14 protein-coding genes and 1 pseudogene are annotated in these 19,773 nt (G+C 36.6%); 9 read left to right on the top strand and 6 right to left on the bottom strand.

All coding sequences use genetic code 11. The features are described 5' to 3' along the window. Positions 1-44: 44 nt before the first annotated feature. The 4 genes from hppD (at position 45) to VUJ46_RS20460 (ending at position 4,008) form a co-directional block, all read left to right on the top strand. Positions 45-1,175, top strand: a complete 1,131-nt coding sequence (hppD, locus tag VUJ46_RS20475; RefSeq protein ID WP_326982524.1) for a 4-hydroxyphenylpyruvate dioxygenase — start codon at positions 45-47, stop codon at positions 1,173-1,175. A 70-nt stretch (positions 1,176-1,245) separates the two neighbouring features. Beyond that, entirely contained in the window at positions 1,246-1,713 is a 468-nt protein-coding gene (locus VUJ46_RS20470) for a hypothetical protein (protein WP_326982523.1), read from the top strand. Between the two features lie 60 nt (positions 1,714-1,773). Further along, on the top strand, positions 1,774-3,021 hold the full coding sequence (gene fahA / locus VUJ46_RS20465; RefSeq protein ID WP_326982522.1) for a fumarylacetoacetase: 1,248 nt from the start codon (positions 1,774-1,776) through the stop codon (positions 3,019-3,021). A gap of 165 nt (positions 3,022-3,186) precedes the next feature. Beyond that, entirely contained in the window at positions 3,187-4,008 is an 822-nt protein-coding gene (locus VUJ46_RS20460) for a flavin reductase family protein (protein WP_326982521.1), read from the top strand. A 102-nt stretch (positions 4,009-4,110) separates the two neighbouring features. Here VUJ46_RS20460 and VUJ46_RS20455 read toward each other — a convergent pair whose 3' ends face one another. After that, a complete protein-coding gene (locus VUJ46_RS20455; protein WP_326982520.1) occupies positions 4,111-4,959 on the bottom strand; it encodes an alpha/beta hydrolase family protein in 849 nt (282 codons plus the stop codon). Between the two features lie 191 nt (positions 4,960-5,150). Between VUJ46_RS20455 and VUJ46_RS20450 the strand changes: the two genes are divergently transcribed. From VUJ46_RS20450 to VUJ46_RS23015, 4 genes and pseudogenes are all read left to right on the top strand, one after another. Beyond that, positions 5,151-5,924: a HipA family kinase gene (locus VUJ46_RS20450; RefSeq protein ID WP_326982519.1), complete on the top strand. Its 774-nt coding sequence runs from the start codon at positions 5,151-5,153 to the stop codon at positions 5,922-5,924. Further along, positions 5,911-6,294, top strand: a complete 384-nt coding sequence (locus VUJ46_RS20445; RefSeq protein WP_267404929.1) for a DUF3037 domain-containing protein — start codon at positions 5,911-5,913, stop codon at positions 6,292-6,294. Before VUJ46_RS20450 ends, VUJ46_RS20445 begins: the two co-directional genes overlap by 14 nt. A gap of 21 nt (positions 6,295-6,315) precedes the next feature. After that, the gene (locus VUJ46_RS20440) at positions 6,316-7,335 is read left to right on the top strand and encodes an alpha/beta hydrolase (protein WP_326982518.1); all 1,020 of its coding nucleotides are present in this window, start codon (positions 6,316-6,318) and stop codon (positions 7,333-7,335) included. Positions 7,336-7,508: 173 nt separating this feature from the next. Further along, positions 7,509-9,350: pseudogene (locus tag VUJ46_RS23015) on the top strand (carbon starvation CstA family protein). Between the two features lie 260 nt (positions 9,351-9,610). On the opposite strand, the gene VUJ46_RS20425 reads toward VUJ46_RS23015, so the two are convergent. Together VUJ46_RS20425 and VUJ46_RS20420 are read right to left on the bottom strand one after the other, a co-directional pair. Continuing rightward, positions 9,611-10,378 carry a phospholipase D family protein gene (locus VUJ46_RS20425; protein WP_326982517.1) on the bottom strand — a complete coding sequence of 256 codons (768 nt, stop codon included), beginning with the start codon at positions 10,376-10,378 and terminating at the stop codon, positions 9,611-9,613. Positions 10,379-10,542: 164 nt separating this feature from the next. Beyond that, complete coding sequence (locus VUJ46_RS20420) at positions 10,543-11,361, bottom strand: alpha/beta hydrolase (RefSeq protein WP_326982516.1); 819 nt, start codon at positions 11,359-11,361, stop codon at positions 10,543-10,545. Between the two features lie 213 nt (positions 11,362-11,574). Here VUJ46_RS20420 and nagB point away from each other — a divergent pair, with 213 nt between their 5' ends. Beyond that, a complete protein-coding gene (nagB, locus tag VUJ46_RS20415) occupies positions 11,575-13,494 on the top strand; it encodes a glucosamine-6-phosphate deaminase (protein ID WP_326982515.1) in 1,920 nt (639 codons plus the stop codon). A gap of 122 nt (positions 13,495-13,616) precedes the next feature. On the opposite strand, the gene VUJ46_RS20410 is transcribed toward nagB, so the two are convergent. From VUJ46_RS20410 to VUJ46_RS20400, 3 genes are all read right to left on the bottom strand, one after another. Beyond that, positions 13,617-16,352 carry a TonB-dependent receptor plug domain-containing protein gene (locus tag VUJ46_RS20410; RefSeq protein ID WP_326982514.1) on the bottom strand — a complete coding sequence of 912 codons (2,736 nt, stop codon included), beginning with the start codon at positions 16,350-16,352 and terminating at the stop codon, positions 13,617-13,619. A gap of 141 nt (positions 16,353-16,493) precedes the next feature. After that, positions 16,494-17,324, bottom strand: coding sequence for an IS5 family transposase (locus VUJ46_RS20405; RefSeq protein WP_326985081.1), 831 nt, complete (start codon positions 17,322-17,324; stop codon positions 16,494-16,496). Between the two features lie 85 nt (positions 17,325-17,409). Then, a complete protein-coding gene (locus VUJ46_RS20400; RefSeq protein ID WP_326982513.1) occupies positions 17,410-19,743 on the bottom strand; it encodes an ATP-dependent helicase in 2,334 nt (777 codons plus the stop codon). Positions 19,744-19,773: the final 30 nt, after the last annotated feature.

Below are 19,773 nucleotides of genomic sequence, written 5' to 3'. Positions count from 1 at the left end.
AATTTGTAATTTGCATACCTAGAATAAAAGTAAAAATAGAAAATATGTCAACACTTACATTTGCCGAAAAGATCGCTCAGGCAGAGAATTTTTTACCGATCAACGGTACAGATTATATTGAGTTTTACGTAGGAAATGCAAAACAGGCTGCCCATTATTATAAAACTGCTTTTGGTTTCCAGTCTGTAGCGTATGCAGGGCCGGAAACAGGGGTCAGAGATCGTGCTTCTTATGTTCTTCAACAGGGAAAAATAAGATTGATCCTTACCACTGGTCTTAAATCTGATTCACCGATCAATGAGCATGTGAAAAAACATGGTGACGGAGTGAAAGTTTTGGCACTTTGGGTAGATGATGCGTATGCAGCTTTCGAAGAAACGACTAAAAGAGGCGGAAAGCCTTATTTAGAGCCTGTAACACTTACTGATGAGCACGGTGAAGTAAGAATGTCCGGAATTTATACCTACGGAGAAACAGTACACATGTTTATCGAAAGAAAAAATTATAACGGCGCATTCATGCCTGGCTATGAAAAGTGGGAAAGTGCATACCAGCCTGAAGAAGCAGGTTTATTATACGTTGACCACTGTGTAGGGAACGTAGATTGGGATAGAATGATCCCTACGGTGGAGTGGTATGAAAAAGTAATGGGATTTGTAAACATCCTTTCTTTTGACGACAAACAAATCAACACAGAATATTCTGCTTTGATGTCTAAAGTGATGTCAAACGGAAACGGATATGCAAAATTCCCGATCAATGAGCCTGCAGAAGGTAAAAAGAAATCTCAGGTTGAAGAATATCTTGATTTCTACGAAGGTGAAGGGGTGCAGCACATTGCCGTAGCAACAAAAGATATCATCCACACTGTTACAGAATTGAAAAAGCGTGGTGTAGAATTCCTTTCTGCTCCGCCGGAAGCATATTATGACATGGTTCCTGAAAGAGTTGGACATATTGATGAGGATCTTAAAAAACTTCAGGATTTAGGTATACTTATTGATCATGATGAGGAAGGTTATTTACTACAGATCTTTACTAAACCTGTAGAAGACCGCCCTACTCTATTCTTTGAAATCATTGAAAGACACGGAGCACAAAGTTTCGGAGCCGGTAATTTCAAAGCATTATTCGAAGCATTGGAAAGAGAACAGGAAAAAAGAGGAAATCTTTAATTAAAAATAAAATAATATGTTTTGTCAGGACAAAAAATCCTGACAAAACTTTTTTGTAAAACACAGTATTATGAGAAAATTTTTCGTTGGAATTGTTTTTATAGGAGCTACTTTAGGTGTAAAGGCACAATATGGAACCCTAGATCAAATCCTTACCAGACTTGAAGAAAGAAAAGGCGTAAATCAACATTTGGAAAATGTAAATATTGACGATAAAAAGTTTGTTTACATTAAGGATGAGGCGGATCATACGGAAAGGGATTTTATTATCATTAAAGGAAATAAGGCAACTTACGTTGAAGTTTTTGATGATAAAGCGACAGGAGAAAGCAGCTCCAATGTATTCTCAGGAGATATTGTTCGCAGCAGAAAGAACATCATCTCTCTGCGCGCGGATATGCTTGAGAATAAAAAAGTTCCTATTCCGGTTACCAAAACCTTATTGCTGACACAACAGGATGATATTCTTTATCTGATTGACGTTAATACCAAAGCCAGATGGATAGACGAAGCTTCTTACTCGAAGGTGAAAAAATAATTAAATCTAAAAATTCGGGAACCTGAAAATTCCTGATATCATCAATTAAATTCTAAACTTATGAAATCATTTGTAGAATATTCATCAAATTCAGACTTTTCAATACATAATATTCCGTTTGGAGTGGCCGTTTTCAACAAAGAATATATCGGATGCTGCACAAGAATCGGAGATCAGATCATTGATCTTGCGACCTTGTTCGATCTTGGATATTTTGAAGAAATAGAAGGTCTTGACGACAATATCTTCGAAGCCTACACTTTAAATGAATTTATCGAATTGGGAAAACCGGTGACAAATGCCGTTCGTTTAAAAATCCAGGAGCTTCTACAGGAAGGTTCAACGTTATCAAAAGACGAAAAAACGATTGAAGAAGCATTCTACGATCTTGATCAGGTAAAAATGATGATGCCTCTGCACATCCCGAATTATACTGATTTTTACAGCAGCATTGAGCATGCAACGAATGTCGGAAAAATGTTCAGAGATCCAGCCAATGCCCTATTGCCAAACTGGAAACATCTTCCGGTAGGTTATCACGGAAGAGCCTCATCTATTGTGGTTTCAGGAACAGAAATCAACCGTCCTAAAGGTCAGATGAAACCTGCTGATGCCGACAAACCTGTTTTCGGACCATGCAAGCAATTGGATTTTGAATTGGAAATGGCTTTTGTTATCAATAAAAACACAGAAATGGGCGAAAGTATTTCTACAAAAGATGCCGAAGACGCAATTTTCGGAATGGTTGTTTTCAACGACTGGTCAGCCAGAGATATTCAGTCTTGGGAATATGTTCCGTTAGGACCGTTCCTTGCTAAGAATTTCGGTTCTTCTATTTCTCCATGGGTGGTTACTTTAGAAGCTTTAGAACCATTCAAAACCACTTCTCCAACGCAAGATCCTGAAGTATTAGACTATTTAAAATTTGAAGGTGATAAAAACTACGATATCAATCTTGAAGTTTATTTACAACCGGAAAATGGCGAGCAAAACCTGATCTCTGAAAGTAATTACAAACATATGTACTGGAATATGACGCAGCAATTGGCGCATCATACCGTGAATGGTTGTAATGTAGAAGTTGGAGATTTATATGCCAGCGGAACCATTTCAGGAAGCGATCCAAAATCTTTCGGTTCTATGCTTGAATTAACTTGGAGAGGTCAAAATCCATTACAACTAAGCAATGGACAGGAAAGAAAATTCATCGACGACAATGATACTGTAACTATGAAAGCTTGGGCTGAAAAAGACGGTGTGAGAGTAGGTTTCGGTGAAGTTTCAGGTAAAATTATTCCTGCGAATTAATTATAATTGTAAATAAATCATAGAGATGCTTCGACTTCGCTCAGCATAACATCGCTACAAAAAGCTGTTAAAACATTATTGTTTATCACAGTTAGTATTAGAAATGTCATGCTGAGCCTGTCGAAGCATCTTTTTTAAATATATATACTTTTTTAGTATTAAAACATGAAAACAGTAATCCCATCCGAAATAACACCCGTACAACTTCAACTCATCATGCAGACTGCGGTTTCCCCGCGTCCGATTGCATTGGCTTCAACCGTTGATAAAAATGGAGCGATCAATTTATCGCCGTTCAGTTTTTTCAATATGTTCAGTACGATTCCTCCGATTTTGATTTTCTCACCGTCGAGAAGAGTTCGTGATAATACGACAAAACATACCTTAGAAAACGTTCTGGAAGTTCCGGAAGTGGTCATCGGAACGGTGAATTTTCCGATTGTACAACAAATTTCTTTAGCCTCTACCGAATATGGAGACGGCGTAAATGAGTTTGTAAAATCCGGTTTAACCATGAAAGACGCTGAATTGGTTCAACCAAAATTAATTGAGGAATGTCCCGTCAACTTCGAATGTAAAGTTTTAGAAATAAAATCATTGGGAGATCAGGGAGGTGCAGGAAATTTAGTCATTTGTGAAGTTCAGAAAATCCACATCAGAGAAGAATATCTTAATGAGCAGGGAAATCTGGATCAGACCAAACTGGATATGGTTGCCCGTCTTGGAGCCAACTGGTATTCCAGAAATAATGCGGAAAATCTTTTTGAAGTACCTAAACCTCTGGTAACAAAAGGCATTGGCTTCGATCTTCTTCCTGATGAAATTAAACTAAGTAAAATCTTTACCGGAAACGACTTGGGAATGTTAGCCAATGTTGAAGTTTTACCTGCCGGAGAATATCATTCAGACGAAAATATTCACCGAGATGCTCAGAAATTATTGCTTGAAAGTAAGATTGAAGAAGCCTGGAAAGTCTTAATTAAATAATTTTTTTGATTGGATGAGGGAAGCCGGAAGTTGGAAGTTTTAAAACTGTAAAATAGACAGTATAATTTTTAACCTCCATCGTCCAGCTTTCCTCTCCAAAAATTATTCATTCACAATCTTCTCATTGATAAATTCCACACTTTTCTCAACCACTTCATTCAGATCTTTCGGCATTTCATTCTCTTCCCAAGGCTCTTTAGCACCAAAAGTATGATTGGCATTTTCAATTAAATACAATTCCGAATTCGGGTTTAAAATATGAAGATGTTCCGCACTTTTTACGCTTACCGATTCATCATTTGTCCCGTGAATAATTAAGACATGAGCTTTTGCCATTTCTGTCGCTCTTTCCACATCGAAACGGTGTTCATCTTTTGCAAAATCCTGATAAAACTGATAATAATGAGGCATTTCCTGCTTCGTTCTTCCATTTACAACATAATAAACACCTACTTCTTTCCATTTTTCAAAAGCTTCATTTTTCGGGAAACGTTCTAAAGTATCCACACTGGCTAAGGTAATGAGTCCGTTGATTCTTTCATCCTCATAGGTTTTAATAATAGAAATCCCTCCTCCTCTGCTATGCCCGATCAGAATTATTTTCTGTTCATCCACTTTTTCATCTTTAACAAAATAGTCGATCACGGCGCCCAAATCAGACAATTCTTTAGAATAATTATTATTTCCGAAAGCTTCCAGATCAGCAAAATTGTGAGGATCTTCAACCGTCGTTCCGTTGAGGGAAAAATTAAATTTAACAAAGAAAAATCCGGTTTCTGCAAATTTTTCCGCCATTAAATCCCATGCGCCCCAATCTTTGTAACCTTTGTAACCGTGAACGAAAATAACTAACGGTAGTTTTTCATTGGTTTCCGGATAATAAGCATCTGCGAGGAAATCTCTTGTTTCAGGATTGGAGATGATAATATTTTGTCGTTTTGTGATTTGCATATTTTTTTGTTTTGTTGATTTTTTATCTCTAGCAGATTTAACAAATTACACTGATACTTAAGCATAAAAATATCTGCGTTATCTCCTAAATCTGCGAGAGCAATTTTTATAAAAATTTAATCAAAATCTAATTTTCACTTAAAAATAGTATAAATAGAAATAAACACAAAGGAAAACCTTATTTTTGCTTCATGTTGGATTTAAGAACGGTAACCGTCATGCGTTACATTCTGCCGCTTCGCGAGGGAGGTTCGCTTCCCGCTTTGGCAGAGGCTGATGATGATTTTAAATATGTTTTGAAATTCCGTGGTGCAGGTCATGGAGTTAAAATGTTGATTTCCGAATTATTAGGTGGAAAAATCACCGAATTATTAGGACTAAAAATTCCTGAACTGGTTTTCATCAATCTTGATGTTGATTTTGGAAGAACGGAAGCAGATGAGGAAATTCAGGATCTGTTGAAAAATTCTGAAGGTTTGAATCTGGGATTACATTATCTTTCAGAAGCCATTACATACGATCCGAGCGTTCAGGTTGATCCTCTTCTGGCTTCAAAAATCGTTTGGCTGGATGCTTTTATCACCAATATCGACCGTACTTTCAGGAATACCAACATGCTGATGTGGCACAAAGAATTATGGATTATCGACAACGGAGCATCTTTCTATTTTCATCATTCATGGCAGAATTTTGATACGGCGGCAAAAACGCCTTTCAAATATGTAAAAGATCACGTTTTACTTCCAAAAGCATCAAAGCTGGATGAAGCAGATCAATTTGCGAAAGAAGTGCTGAATGAAAAAGTTTTCAGGGAAATTGTTGATATGATTCCTGAAGACTGGTTGCATTGGAACGACGCGGAAGAATCGCCAGAGGAAATCCGTGACATCTATTTCAACTTTTTGAAGACCCGATTAGAACATTCTGAAATCTTTTTAAACGAAGCCAAAAATGCAAGAGGATAAAATTTACGAATATGCGGTAATCCGCTTGGTTCCGAAGGTTGAGAGAGAAGAGTTTTTCAACATCGGATTGGTGATGTTTTCTAAAAGAGAAAAATTTATTAAGGTGGAATTTTATTTATGTCCTGATAAATTTAAGTTGATGCACAGCAAACTGGATTACGATGATGTGATCCAAAATCTGGAAAGTTTCAAAAAAATTGCAGAAGGAAAAAAAGATGGCGGTCCGATCGCACAGCTTGAAATTCCTGAACGTTTCCGTTGGCTGACGGCAGTTCGAAGTGCTGTGGTACAGACTTCCAGACCTCATCCGGGAAAATCCAAAGATCTCGAAAAGACGTTTGGTAAACTTTTTGAGGAGTTAGTAAAATAATACTCTTCAAAATAATATTCTATGAAATCATTCAATTACAATATAATATACAGGTTTTCTTTAAACCTGTTTTTTGTTTTATGTATAAGCCTTTTCAATTTTGCATACGCGCAGCCTCCTCTTGAAAAACAGACCCCGAAAAGCACATTACTTCCTGAAAAAACCAATTTTTCTGAAAATATCACTTACAGAACAGATCAGGTAGGAAATCCCATTCAACTTGATCTTTATGAACCTAAAACTCCGGTTTCAGGGAAGCTTCCCGTGGTCATTTATGTTCATGGCGGAGCATGGGCAAAAGGTGATAAATCGGTAAGAGCCGACAGTTATATTGAAAGTTTCATCTTAAAACTCATTGAAAAAAATTATGCCGTGATCAGTATTGATTATACTTTGGTAAGTGAAACCGTTCATTTTCCTCAACCAGTTGAAGATACAAAAGACATCGTAAGATGGGTAAGAAAAAATGCAGAACGTTATCATTTCGATCCTGATAACATTGGGTACTTTGGGGCTTCTTCAGGTGCTCATCTGTCTATGCTGGCAGCTTATACCAACGATAATGAATATATGGGAAGTCCCGAACTTTCTCAGTATTCGGGAAAGGTGAATTATGTAGTGAGTAATTTTGGTCCAACAGATTTGAATCAATTATTACATACAAGAATGGGTAAAGTTCCTGTTGCTATTGTGGGGTGGTTCATTAAGCCAATTGTAGAGATTCGAGCAAAATTGGTACATGGAATTTCGGGATATGATATCAATACTGATAAACGAAAAGTGATTGATTATTTTAAAACCGTTTCCCCGATATATGATGCTGAAAACGGTATTCCAACGTTTATTCTCCATGGAAATAAAGACCGAGTTGCACCGCTGAAACAGTCGAAAAGATTAGTCCGAAAGCTCAAAAAGTATAATATTGAAAATTCTTTAGTCGTCGTAAAAGACGGAACTCACGGATTTGGAACTACAGATAAAATATACATGGATCAGCTAAATGATCAAATGGTTAATTTCATTGTTTCTCATACTAAATAGAATATTTGGCAACTTATTAAGCATTACATTAAAACCATCAATATAAATTTGCTAAATTAATATACATATCATTATTTTTTATATCTAAATTAATTAACTTGGCTTTTGTTTAAATTATTTAAATCAAAACAAATAAAAAATTTAATTATTTACTTATAAAAAACTTAACTGATATGGATTTCCTAAATAACATCAATGCACTTACTCTGGTATTTGTTTCAGTGCTTATCTTCGCCATTGCTTATCGTTTCTACGGAATTTTCATGGCAAATAAAGTATTAAAACTAAATGACAGCCATACCACACCCGCGGTAGAATTTGCTGATGGAAAAGACTATGTAGCGACTAATAAAAATGTACTTTTCGGGCATCATTTTGCAGCCATTGCCGCGGCAGGTCCTTTGGTCGGGCCGGTTTTAGCAGCCCAATTTGGTTATCTCCCGGGAGCTTTATGGATTTTAATAGGCTGCGTTTTGGGAGGTGGTGTGCATGATATGGTGGTTTTGTTTGCTTCTGTTCGCCATAAAGGGCAAAGTTTAGCAACGATCGCTTCCAAAGAAATCGGGAAAACAACAGGAACCGTAGCAGGTTTTGCTATTTTATTCATCCTCATTCTTACCCTTGCCGGATTGTCTCTTGCCTGTATTAATGCGATGTACGAAGCTTCGTGGTCGTTATTTACCGTTGTGATTACCATGCCAATTGCTATTATTATGGGACTGATTATGCGTTACCGAAAAAATTCAGTGACTTTTGCGAGTATTTTGGGCGGAATTCTATTAATCGCAGGAATTATTGGCGGACATAATCTGATGCAGAATGAAACCATGAACAATCTCTTTTCGTGGGATATTACAACGATTTCCATTGCCATTCCTCTGTATGGATTTTTGGCTTCGGTTTTACCGGTTTGGTTGCTTTTGGTTCCGAGAGATTATCTTTCAACGTATTTAAAAATCGGGACTATTATTATGTTAGCGATTGGAGTTATCGTAATTCATCCAACCGTTCAAATGCCAGCTTTGACACAATTTGTAAACGGTGGCGGTCCGGTAATTGGCGGTCCCGTTTTACCTTTTATCTTTATTGTAATTGCCTGTGGAGCGATTTCCGGATTTCACGCGGTTATTGCAACAGGTACCACTCCAAAAATGCTGAACCGCGAAAGAGAAATTCTTTTTGTGGGCTAAGGAGCGATGCTGGTGGAAGGTTTTGTCGCTTTAATGGCTCTGATTGCGGCTTGTACCTTAATGCCGGGCGATTATTTTGCCATTAATACACCAAAAGATTCGTATGATGCTTTTCTTGCCGCACATCCGTCCTTGCATGGCGTTGATATCGATTATTTTTCTCAAAAGATTGGAATTGACCTTCACGGAAGAACGGGAGGAGCCGTTTCTCTCGCTGTGGGGATGGCTCATATTTTCAATAAAATTCCCTATATGGATCAGTTGATGGCGTATTGGTATAACTTCGCTATTATGTTTGAAGCGGTGTTTATTCTGACTGCGATTGATGCCGGAACAAGGGTCGGAAGATTTTTCCTTCAGGAAATGTTAGGTTCTGTCATTCCTAAGTTTAATGATAAAAACTGGATGCCGGGAATTATCATCAGCAGTCTCCTTTTCACTTTTGCGTGGGGATATTTGGTTTTCACAGGAAATGTGAGCAGCATCTGGCCATTATTCGGAATTAGCAATCAGCTGTTGGCTGCGTGTGGACTGATTGTCTGTACGACTATGCTCATTAGATTAAACCGGGGAAAATACGCGCTTTGCTCTGCGATTCCCGGCATTTTCATGGCATTTATCACTTTCTGGGCTGGTTATATTCAGGTAATGACGATTTACATTCCGAAAAAACAATATTTACTGGCAACATTAGCCGTCGTAGCGATGGTTTTAATGCTCATCGTTTTCATCGGAGCCTTTAGAAAATGGTATCAGCTTTTAAAAATTGATAAAACTGAAATTGATTTCTACGGAGAATCTGTGAAAGAGCTTGTGGAAAGATAGTTTTTGGTTGATAGTTACTGGTTGATGGTTGATTGATCTTCTTGAATATGGAGCTTGTCTACATGTTTTTTTATAAAATTTGAATAGTCGACGACTCCCCTAGCCCTGATTGTAACGGCATCCTTTTTTGTTGCGGGTGCAGCGAAGCGGAGCCCGTAACAAAAAAGATACAGTGGAAAGCAGGATAAAGCTCCTAATAAAAATTTAGAAATATCTATCTAACTCACCATCAACTAGAAACTAGAAACCATCAACCAAAGCTAATTCATCGGTTCCTCATACAGCTGGCTTCCCCAAAACTGTATATCCCTTTCCGGTAAATTGGAATGGAAATAAATTTCTTTCATTTCCTCAATAATTTTGGCGACGGCATTTGGATCGGTAGTCCGGATTCTTGTTTCGTGATTATCTTTAACGCCGCTTCCGGTAAAATTCAAAGAACCCAAATAGGCGATTTCATCATCAATAATATAAATTTTACTGTGAATGAAAGTTTTATTGGAAGAGTTACTGCTGTTCGGTGAAACAAAAACCTTGAAAGGAAAAAGCTGTTTATACGTATAATGATACACTTTTGTTCTCTTAATTTTTTTAACGACAGAATCTCTGATCAGGAACATTAAAATAACAACTGCAAAGCCATACGCGAACTTAAAATTGTTTAAAAGATACATCAAAGGAAGCAAAACGACGCCTAAACCAATCATGACAAAAAGCAATGTTCCGGATAAACTTTTAAGATTATCTCTTGTTTCTTTTGCTTTCTCATCGGTATTTCTGTGTTGAATAATTAACTTGTGAATATTCTTGTCGTAGCCGTAAAAATCTTCGATTTCATCGCTGGTTATCAATCTGATATTAATTCCTCTTGAATGAAGATAAATCAATTCTTTAATCAAAAAAGGAGAAAGGTAGGGTGAAACAATTTTCACATTTCGCTGTGCATTTCTGATGTCCTGCATCATTTTCCCGCCAGCGCCTTTTCCTATAAAAATATCGCAAACCGCATTGTTGTAAAATATACTCATTCTTCGAAATCAATTTTATTTTCACACCAAAGAAATGAAAATAAGAAAACTTTGCAAAATATTTGTGTCAGGAAGTTGGAAGAGGGAAGCTAGAGGTTTAAAAATGATATGCACATTTTTTGACTTCAAACTTCCCTTTTCTAGCTTTCTGCCATTGCGCAAAACTATTTTTTAAGCTTCTCTATTCTTTTGATTTCGTTGATTAATAAAGGAAATGCAGGTTGGGCCATTCCGCCGTGATCGAAGCCCTGAAGTTCATATAAAGTCGTTTCTTTGTGACCTTTTAGTTTCATCATTCGCGCCATGTAAGCGTTTTCCTCATATCTTCCTAACAATTCTTTTTCACGATCACCTGTAATCAACAACAAAGGCGGCGCATCGGCTCTGATAAAATGAAGCGGTGCAAAATCATCAATTCTAGCATCTAATTCATCAATTCCTTTTTCTTTTCTTATCGTAAAATGAGAAATCATTTGTCCGCTAAAAGGGATAATTCCCGCCAATTTATTTGCATCAATTCCGTATTTGTTTAAATATATTTTGTTTAAACCAACCATTATTGCCAAATATCCTCCCGCCGAATGTCCGGAAATAAAGATCTTATTTTCGTCACCTCCATAATTTTTGATGTTCTTAAAAACCCAAGCCGAAGCAGCGGCCGCATCTTCAATATATTTCGGAGCATTTACTTTTGGGGAAAGTCTGTAATTTATACCAATCACCGCAACTCCTTTATTCTTTAACTGCTCAGGAATTTCTTTTTGTCCGCCTGTTATACCTCCGCCATGAAACCAAATGATTGTCGGAAAATTTTTCACATTTTTCGGAATATAAATATCTAAAACACATCGTTCATTAATATAAGCATCCGATTTATTGGTTTGTTCATCATAATAATGAATATTGTTTTCTGTGCGATATTCCTGAGAAAAAACAGGAATAGAAAATATAGTTAAAACGAAAATGATCAAAATTTTACGCATAATAAAAACTTTTAAAGTCTAAATATACGAATTTCACATTGTCTCAATTTGAGAAATAATTAAATTTTATCTAAATCCAAATGTAAATGATTTAATTTTTTCAATTGATTTAAACACATCACTCATTATTATTAATTCAAATCAAATTACATTAATTAATTATTTAATATTCAATGATATCTATTTATATTTACACAATAAAACAAAAATACAATGATAAAACTTAATTTATTGGAAGAAACCCGCTTCGAAAAACTTCCGGTAAGTGTTTTCGAAAATGATAAAATCGCATCCATTACTATTGCGCACAGAATTGCTGACATTATCAGAAAAAAGCACTCGGAAAATACTTTCGCCATACTAGGATTGGCAACCGGAGCAACACCTGTTTCAGTTTATGCCGAATTGGTGAGACTTCACAACGAGGAAGGCTTAAGTTTTAAAAATGTAATAACTTTTAATCTGGATGAATATTATCCGATGCAGCCCAATGCCGTTCAAAGTTATGTTACTTTTATGAATGAAAATCTTTTTAATCATATTGATATTGAAAAAGAAAATATTCATATTCCGGATGGTACTTTGACATTAGAAGAAATCCCATCTTTTTGTCTCGGATATGAAAAGAAAATTGAACGTTTAGGCGGTTTAGATATTCAAATTTTGGGAATCGGAAGGACGGGACACATTGGTTTTAATGAACCCGGATCTGCGCCTAATTCGGGAACGCGATTAGTAACGTTGGACGACCTGACGAGAAGAGATGCCGCAAAAGATTTTGGCGGAAAAAGCTTTGTTCCGACAAAAGCAATTACCATGGGAATTGGTACGATTTTCAAAGCTAAAGAAATTATTTTATTAGCTTGGAGTCGTAAAAAAGCTTCCATCATAAAAAAAGCGGTGGAAGGCAATATTTCAGGAGAAGTTCCTGCGACTTATCTCCAACTTTCTAATAATGTGGAATTTATTCTGGATCAGGATGCCGCTTCGGAGCTGACAAGATTTGATAAACCGTGGCTTGTAAAAGATTGTGTCTGGACGGATGATTTGATTCATAAGGCGGTTATCTGGCTTGCCAATACATTAGATAAACCTGTTTTAAAACTGACTGAAGACGATTACAATAACAATGGAATGGCGCAGTTGGCGACAGAAAAAGGTCCCGTTTATAATATTAATATTCAAATTTTTAATAAACTTCAACATACCATTACCGGTTGGCCGGGAGGAAAACCGAATGCTGATGATTCTCAACGACCTGAAAGAGCCGAACCCGCGAAGAAAAGAGTGATTATATTTTCACCTCACCCCGATGATGATGTGATTTCAATGGGTGGAACATTCATTAGATTGGTCGATCAAAAACATGATGTGCATGTAGCATATCAAACCTCTGGAAATACGGCAGTTTGGGATGATGATGTTCTTCGTTTTGTAGAATTTAATTTAGATTTTACAGAAAAAATGGGAGTTGATAATGCTAAATTGAAAACACTTTATCAGGATATGCGAACTTTTTTCAGTAAAAAACAGCCCAATGAAACAGATACTCCTGAAATTCAAATGATAAAAGGATTAATTCGAAAAGGAGAAGCGATTGCAGGAGCGAGATATTGCGGTTTGGATGATGAGCATATTCATTTTCAATCTTTACCGTTTTATGAAGTTCGAAAATATCAAAAAGATTCAGATACTAAAAAAGATATTCTGTTGACGATTGATTTAATGCAAAAAATTAAACCTCATCAGATTTTTGCAGCTGGTGATTTTGAAGATCCACACGGAACTCATCTGGTTTGTTTTAATATCATTGTAGAAGCTTTAAAAGAATTGAGAAAAACCGAAGATTGGGCAAAAGATTGCTGGCTGTGGATGTATCGCGGCGCTTGGCATGAATTTGAAACTCATGAGATTGAAATGGCAGTCCCTATAAGTCCGCAAGAATTGGAACGTAAAAAACAGGCGATTTTTAAACATCAAAGTCAAAAAGACAAAGCGGTTTTTCCGGGAGATGATTCCAGAGAATTTTGGCAGCGCGCTGAAGACAGAAATCGTGAGACGGCAAAAGCTTATGATAAACTCGGTTTAGCTGAATACGAAGCGATGGAGGCCTTTGTACGTTGGAAATTTTAATGATGACTGTATAACAATTTTTATTTTTTTTAGTCTGTTCCATTTTTGGAACAGGCTTTTTTATAAAACAAAACGGATTCAAATAAATCTGAATCCGTTCCGAAGAAATTTTTAAAACATATTTAAAAATTAAAGTTCAGTCTTGAAAAGACATATCTTCCGTTTTGTCCAAACTGCGATGTAGAACGCGAATAGATAAACTGATCATTATTTGTAGAAGCCGGTAAGTTTTTCGTTGGATAAATATCAAAAAGATTATTAACCCCAAGCGTTAGACCAACATTTTTTGTAAACTGATAGGCTACAGAAACATCGGTAATGATTTTTGCAGTGATCTGCTGATGCTCATTAACTCCTATTATCCCGTCTCCGTTGGCATCGATGATATCCGCTCCGGTCACTTTTCCGAAATAGGTATTTCTAAGATAGAAAGTTGCTCCTCTCCAAGATAAATTATGAGATAAACTTGCTTTTACCCGCGGAACCGCTTCTTCCAGATACACTCTTGATTTTTCAGAAAAGAATGTGCTTTCTAAATTTGAAGACTGCAATAATCCCGAAGAATGAATACCTCCTACTCTTCTGGTCTGGTTTAAATTAATCGCAAAACTGTTATCCAATTTAACTCCTGAAAATCGTGTATTATGAGCAATGACAATATCTAAACCTTTTGTTTCTGTATCAATGGCATTTGCAAAAAATTGTCCTGCATTTACGCCAGCTGCATCAAAAGCATCTTGAGCCGCTGTAGGAACATTCGCTCTGGTAAATTGATCAGTAAGAATTACTCTGTCATTAATTCTTGTAAAATACCCATCTGCCGTTAACGTAATACTTGCAGCTGGAATTCTATAGGTAAATCCTGCGCTTACCGATTTTGAAGTTTCCTGTTTTAATTTAGGAATTCCCAGTAATCCTGCAATTTTTGAATCATTACTAAAAGTTCCTACTTCCAACAATTGATTGTTTGTAAACAGTGTAGAAGTTACATTATAATAAATCTGGTGAATAGAAGGCGCTCTGAAGCCTGTAGAACCTGCAAATCTGAAGTTTAAATTATCTGCCAGTTTAATTCTCGAAGCTAATTTATAATTAAATGTAGATCCAAAATCTGAATAATTTTCATACCTAGCTGCAGCATCTACCAACAACCAATCGGTGAAGTTTAATTCAACATCGGCATATCCTGCAACGGATTGCCTGTTTTTGTTCACTGCATTTTCTGGTCTGAATCCAGCAAAAACCTGCGAACTTCCTGCCAAAACATTTCCGAAGAAATCTGTTGGTCTTGTAGATGAGCCATCCCAAATATTTCCGTTGGCATCATAGGTTGAATAAGAAGCCTCTTCACCCGCCGTAATTTTGAAATTTTCATAACGGTGCTCTGCTCCGAATGCTACATTGATTCCACTCCACACATCATATTTTTTAGAAAAATCTAAATTGATGGTATTCTGAGAGAAACGTAAACCACCTGCATTAAACTCATTCGGAGAATTAAATCTCAGCGAGGTATTTCCTGTATTTTGTATATTATAATCAAAAGAGTTTTGTCCGAATGTATTACTGAAGTCTACATTCCAACCATTCCAATCTCCTTTAATTCCAGTAGAAAGTGATAAATCCTGAATATCGGTCCCGATTTGTGGCAAATATCCGTTGATATACTGCCCCGTGAACGTTCTGCTTTGGTTTGGTCGTCTGTAGAAACCACCCGAAGTTCCACTTCTGAAACTATAACCTCCAAAAGTATACACTTTCCAGTTATCATTAATTGGAATTTCAATATTGGCAAAAAGCTGATGGTTATTCAGCTTAGACTGCCCCACCTGCATATTGAAATCTTTTCTCGTCAATCCTCTTGCATCCAATTCCTGATTCGTCACATCTTGGGTTAAAAGCCCCTGTAAAGCAGAAATGGTATTTGCACCCTGAATTTGGCTTTGAAAAGCGGATGAGAAATAATCTACTCCCTGAGCATACTGGTGAATATAATCTACCAATTGCGAGGAGTTGGGTGTTGTATTTATATTCGTAAATAATGAAGAAAGATTCACGCCATCATTTAAAGCACGTTTTTCAATGGCATTATAAGCATTAAAAATAGTTCCGCTTTCAGTACCTGCTCTATAGGTAGGATTTCTGAATTGAGACGTCCAGGTAATATTATAAAAACCACCTTTTTTCCCAATTTTATTTCCGTAGTTCAAATCAATCTGAATATTCTGACCGTCAAAATCTCCCGTGTGATCATTCGCTGTCGGCGTAAGATTTCCACCATAAGAAACCTGGCCTGCCAATTTTCCGGTGTCTCTTTTCAATTCTAAATTGATAACTCCGGCAATTGCGTCAGATCCATACTGAGCGGAAGCTCCATCTCTTAAAACTTCAATTCTGTTCAGTGCAAAAGAAGGAATGGCATTCAAATCTGTTCCTACCGTTCCTCTTCCCGGAGAACCGTTTACATTCACTAATGCCGAGGTATGACGTCTTTTACCATTCACCAAAACCAAAACCTGATCCGGTCCCAAACCTCTTAGCTGTGCAGGATCCAAATGATCCGTCCCATCCGCATTAGTCTGAATGGTTGAAGTAAACGAAGGCGCTACCGCATTTAAAATTTGAGAAATATTGGTTTGAGGTAAAACTACCGAAGATTCTTTAAGATTGAAAACATCCACAGGAACCGGACTGTCTGTTTTAGACCTTGCCCCGCCTCGTGAACCTAAAATTACCACTTCTTCTACATTTGCCGTCTTCACCGTATCTTTTTGCACAGGTTCTTTTTCCTGAGCATAGGCGTAAGTTCCTAAGAAAAATAAGACTGAAGCCGAAAAAACTGTCTTTCTATTTAGCATACACTTTCCAGTTAAATTATTTGATTTATGTTTTTTTAAGTGGACAAATGTAAGTCTAATTTATTAGTCCACAAAAACAATAGACTAATAAATTATAAAAAGTGTTAATAGTTTAATTCTATTTTTAAGAAAATTAAGAAGTCATTTAAACTTTTTTGTGTTATAAAACTTTCTTAGTGCAATGACCATAAATGCTAGATAATTAAAAGATTTCCAACTAGATACAGTAGTATCAAACCTATTGAGCAATGATCTAAAGCTGTCTAACCAAGCATTTGTTCTTTCTATAGTATATCTTTGATGGTATAAAAGCTCATCAAAATAAATCTCGTCTGTATCTGAGCCATTACGCTTATTGAAAGCAATATTTGCTATGATATCTTTATTTTCACAATGCTTTCTGAAGTTTTGAGCATCAAACCCTGCATCAGCATTCATAAATAATCCCTTTACAGCAATATCTGCCTTTTCTAATGTTTGAGTGATCTGATCAAAATAGATTTCAATATGATACAGATCATTATGATTTCCTGCAATAGGGTCTGACATTGCTAAAGGAAGTCCCTGTCTATCTGTAAAATAAAGCGAAGTAGTGGTCTTTCTCTTTTTACGCCCTTGATAAGCGACCTCTTCTCCTCCCCGTAATGCTGATGTATGACTCCCGTCTAAATCTGCACTGGATAAATCTAATTTCGATTTATTTTTTGATAATAGCTTTATCCAGCAATCTTGCCAAATATTTTTTACACACCATTTACGAAAATGATAGAAAACACTTTGATAGGTCAAAACATTCTCTGCAAAAAGACTTTTTACAGGTAAATAAGCCCATTGAACCCCTGTTTTCAGTTTGTATAATATGCAATTTACTATTTCAGCAAGAGGGGCTTTGGGAAAAAATCCTCGTTTTGGCTTAGGAAGATTAGGTACTATTTCATTTTCTATTATATCTTTGTCTAGTACTTGGTACATCATCGGCTTGATTTGTTTTTTATGTTTCGCAACACAAAAATAAACAAGCCGTTTTTTATATTAAAAGTTTAAATGACTTCTAAGCTTAAATCTTGGTAAGTTTCGCGAATTTTAAGATCAGATTTTTTTCTCCTTCATGTTGGAACACCACTTTAGCCTTGATATTTTGTGGATCTGTTCCATCCAGGAAAGTGACTTCCCCAATCCCGAATCTGTCATGACGTACTCTGTCTCCCACAATAATATCCTGCGAAGAAGCTCCGCTTGGGTTAATGATTTTTGCAGTGCTTACCGGTTTCAGTTTGCGAGGTTCAGCAATAGGTTTAGAACTATCACTTCTCTCAATAGTCTTCTTTTCTACTTTTTTGAAGCTTCTCATTTCAGAAGGATGCTCGTCGAAAATATTGGATTTTACCCCAGAATTGTTAATAAAACGCTTCTCAATTGCCGGATTTACAAATTCTATATATTGTTCATCAATTTCACTTAAAAATCGTGAAGGCTCGGCATCGGTAATTTTTCCCCACTGAAAACGGGAAACGGCATACGAAAAGAAAACCTGTTTTTCCGCTCTCGTTAAAGCCACGTAAAACAAACGCCTTTCTTCTTCCAAATCTTCTCTGGTTGTAGAGCTCATGAAGCTCGGGAAAAGATTTTCTTCCAAACCAACCAGATTCACAACCGGAAACTCCAGTCCTTTTGAAAGGTGAATCGTCATTAAAGAAACCATATCATCTTCATCATCTTTCTTCTGAGTATCTGCAGAAAGAGCGATGTTTTCAAGGAAATTCGGTAAACTCGGATCTCCGTCTTCCAGCTGCATTTGTTCTTCGATGAAACCCTGCATAGAGTTCATCAATTCCTGAACGTTTTCCACACGGGAAATACCTTCCGGCGTCTGATCGTCTTTTAAAAATTTGATCAAACCACTTCGCTTTGCCACTTCCATCGCCACATTATAAGCCGTTTCAGTTTTTAATAATACCTGAAATGCTTTGATCATCGACCAGAAATCATTCAATTTATTTAAAACTCCATTATTAAAGCCTAATTGCGGAGCATAAATCGGAAGGCTATCCAATACTTTAGAAACTGGAAGATTTTGAGAATCTGCAAAAACAATAAGTTTATTCTGTGTTGTATCTCCAATTCCTCTTGTCGGATAATTAATGATCCTCATTAAGGCTTCAGAATCATTTTCATTTACCAAAAGACGCAGGTATCCGATCAAATCTTTAACCTCTTTTCTTTGGTAAAATGACAAACCTCCATACACTTTATATGGAATATTTTTACGTCTCAACGCATCTTCAAAAGCACGCGTTTGAGAGTTGGTTCGGTACAAAATTGCAAAATCGCTGTATTTTCTCTGCTCACGGTTTCTGATTTCCCAGATATTTCCGGCAACGAAATTGGCTTCGTCGGCATCAGACATTGAACGGTAAACTTTTATTTTTTCACCTTCTTCATTTTCACTGAAAACATTTTTCTTGAACTGCTGAAGGTTTTTGGCAATCACCACATTGGCTGCGTTTACGATATTCTGCGTAGAACGGTAATTTTGCTCCAAAGAAACCGTAACAGCATCAGGATAATCTTTTTTAAAGTTTAAGATATTGTAAATATTCGCCCCACGGAAAGAATAGATGGATTGTGCATCATCTCCTACCACACAAATATTTTCGAATTTTGAAGCTAAAGCTTTTACAATTAAATACTGCGAGTGGTTCGTATCCTGGTACTCATCCACCAAAATATATCTGAATCTGTCTTGATATTTAGCTAAAACTTCAGGAAAACGCGTCAATAATTCATTGGTTTTCAACAAAAGATCATCAAAATCCATGGAACCGTTTTTGAAACATTGTTCAACATATTTTTGATAAATCTGTCCGATAAATTTCATGTTTGCTTTTTCATCAGCTTCCATTAATTCGGGATTGTTGTAATACGCTTTTACCGTGATCAGGTTATTTTTATAGGTCGAAATTCTTGCCTGAACTTTTTTAGGTTTATACAAATCAGCATCAATATTCATGTCTTTCAACACTTTTTTGATAACATTTAAAGCGTCCTGCTGATCGTAAATGGTAAAATTGGAAGGATAGCCTAAATAATGCGCCTCACTTCTCAGGATTCTTGCAAAAACGGAGTGAAAAGTACCCATCCAAAGGCTTCTCGCATTGCTTTGTCCTACGACTTTGGCAATACGTTCTTTCATTTCTTTTGCCGCCTTATTGGTAAAGGTAAGTGCCAGAATATTGAAAGGATCGATGCCGTTTGTAATTAAATGAGCAATACGCATCGTTAAAACACGTGTTTTCCCGGAACCGGCTCCCGCAAGCACCATCAATGGTCCCTGTAATGTGGTAACGGCTTCAAATTGTGATTCATTCAGTCCTTTCAAGTAATCCTCCATGCTGCAAAAAAAATTTAGGAACACAAAATT

Origin of the sequence: Chryseobacterium sp. MYb264, from assembly GCF_035974275.1 — a bacterium.
Taxonomy (GTDB): domain Bacteria; phylum Bacteroidota; class Bacteroidia; order Flavobacteriales; family Weeksellaceae; genus Chryseobacterium.
The sequence above is the reverse complement of the archived record's forward strand: the minus strand, read 5'-3'. Positions and strand labels throughout refer to the sequence as shown.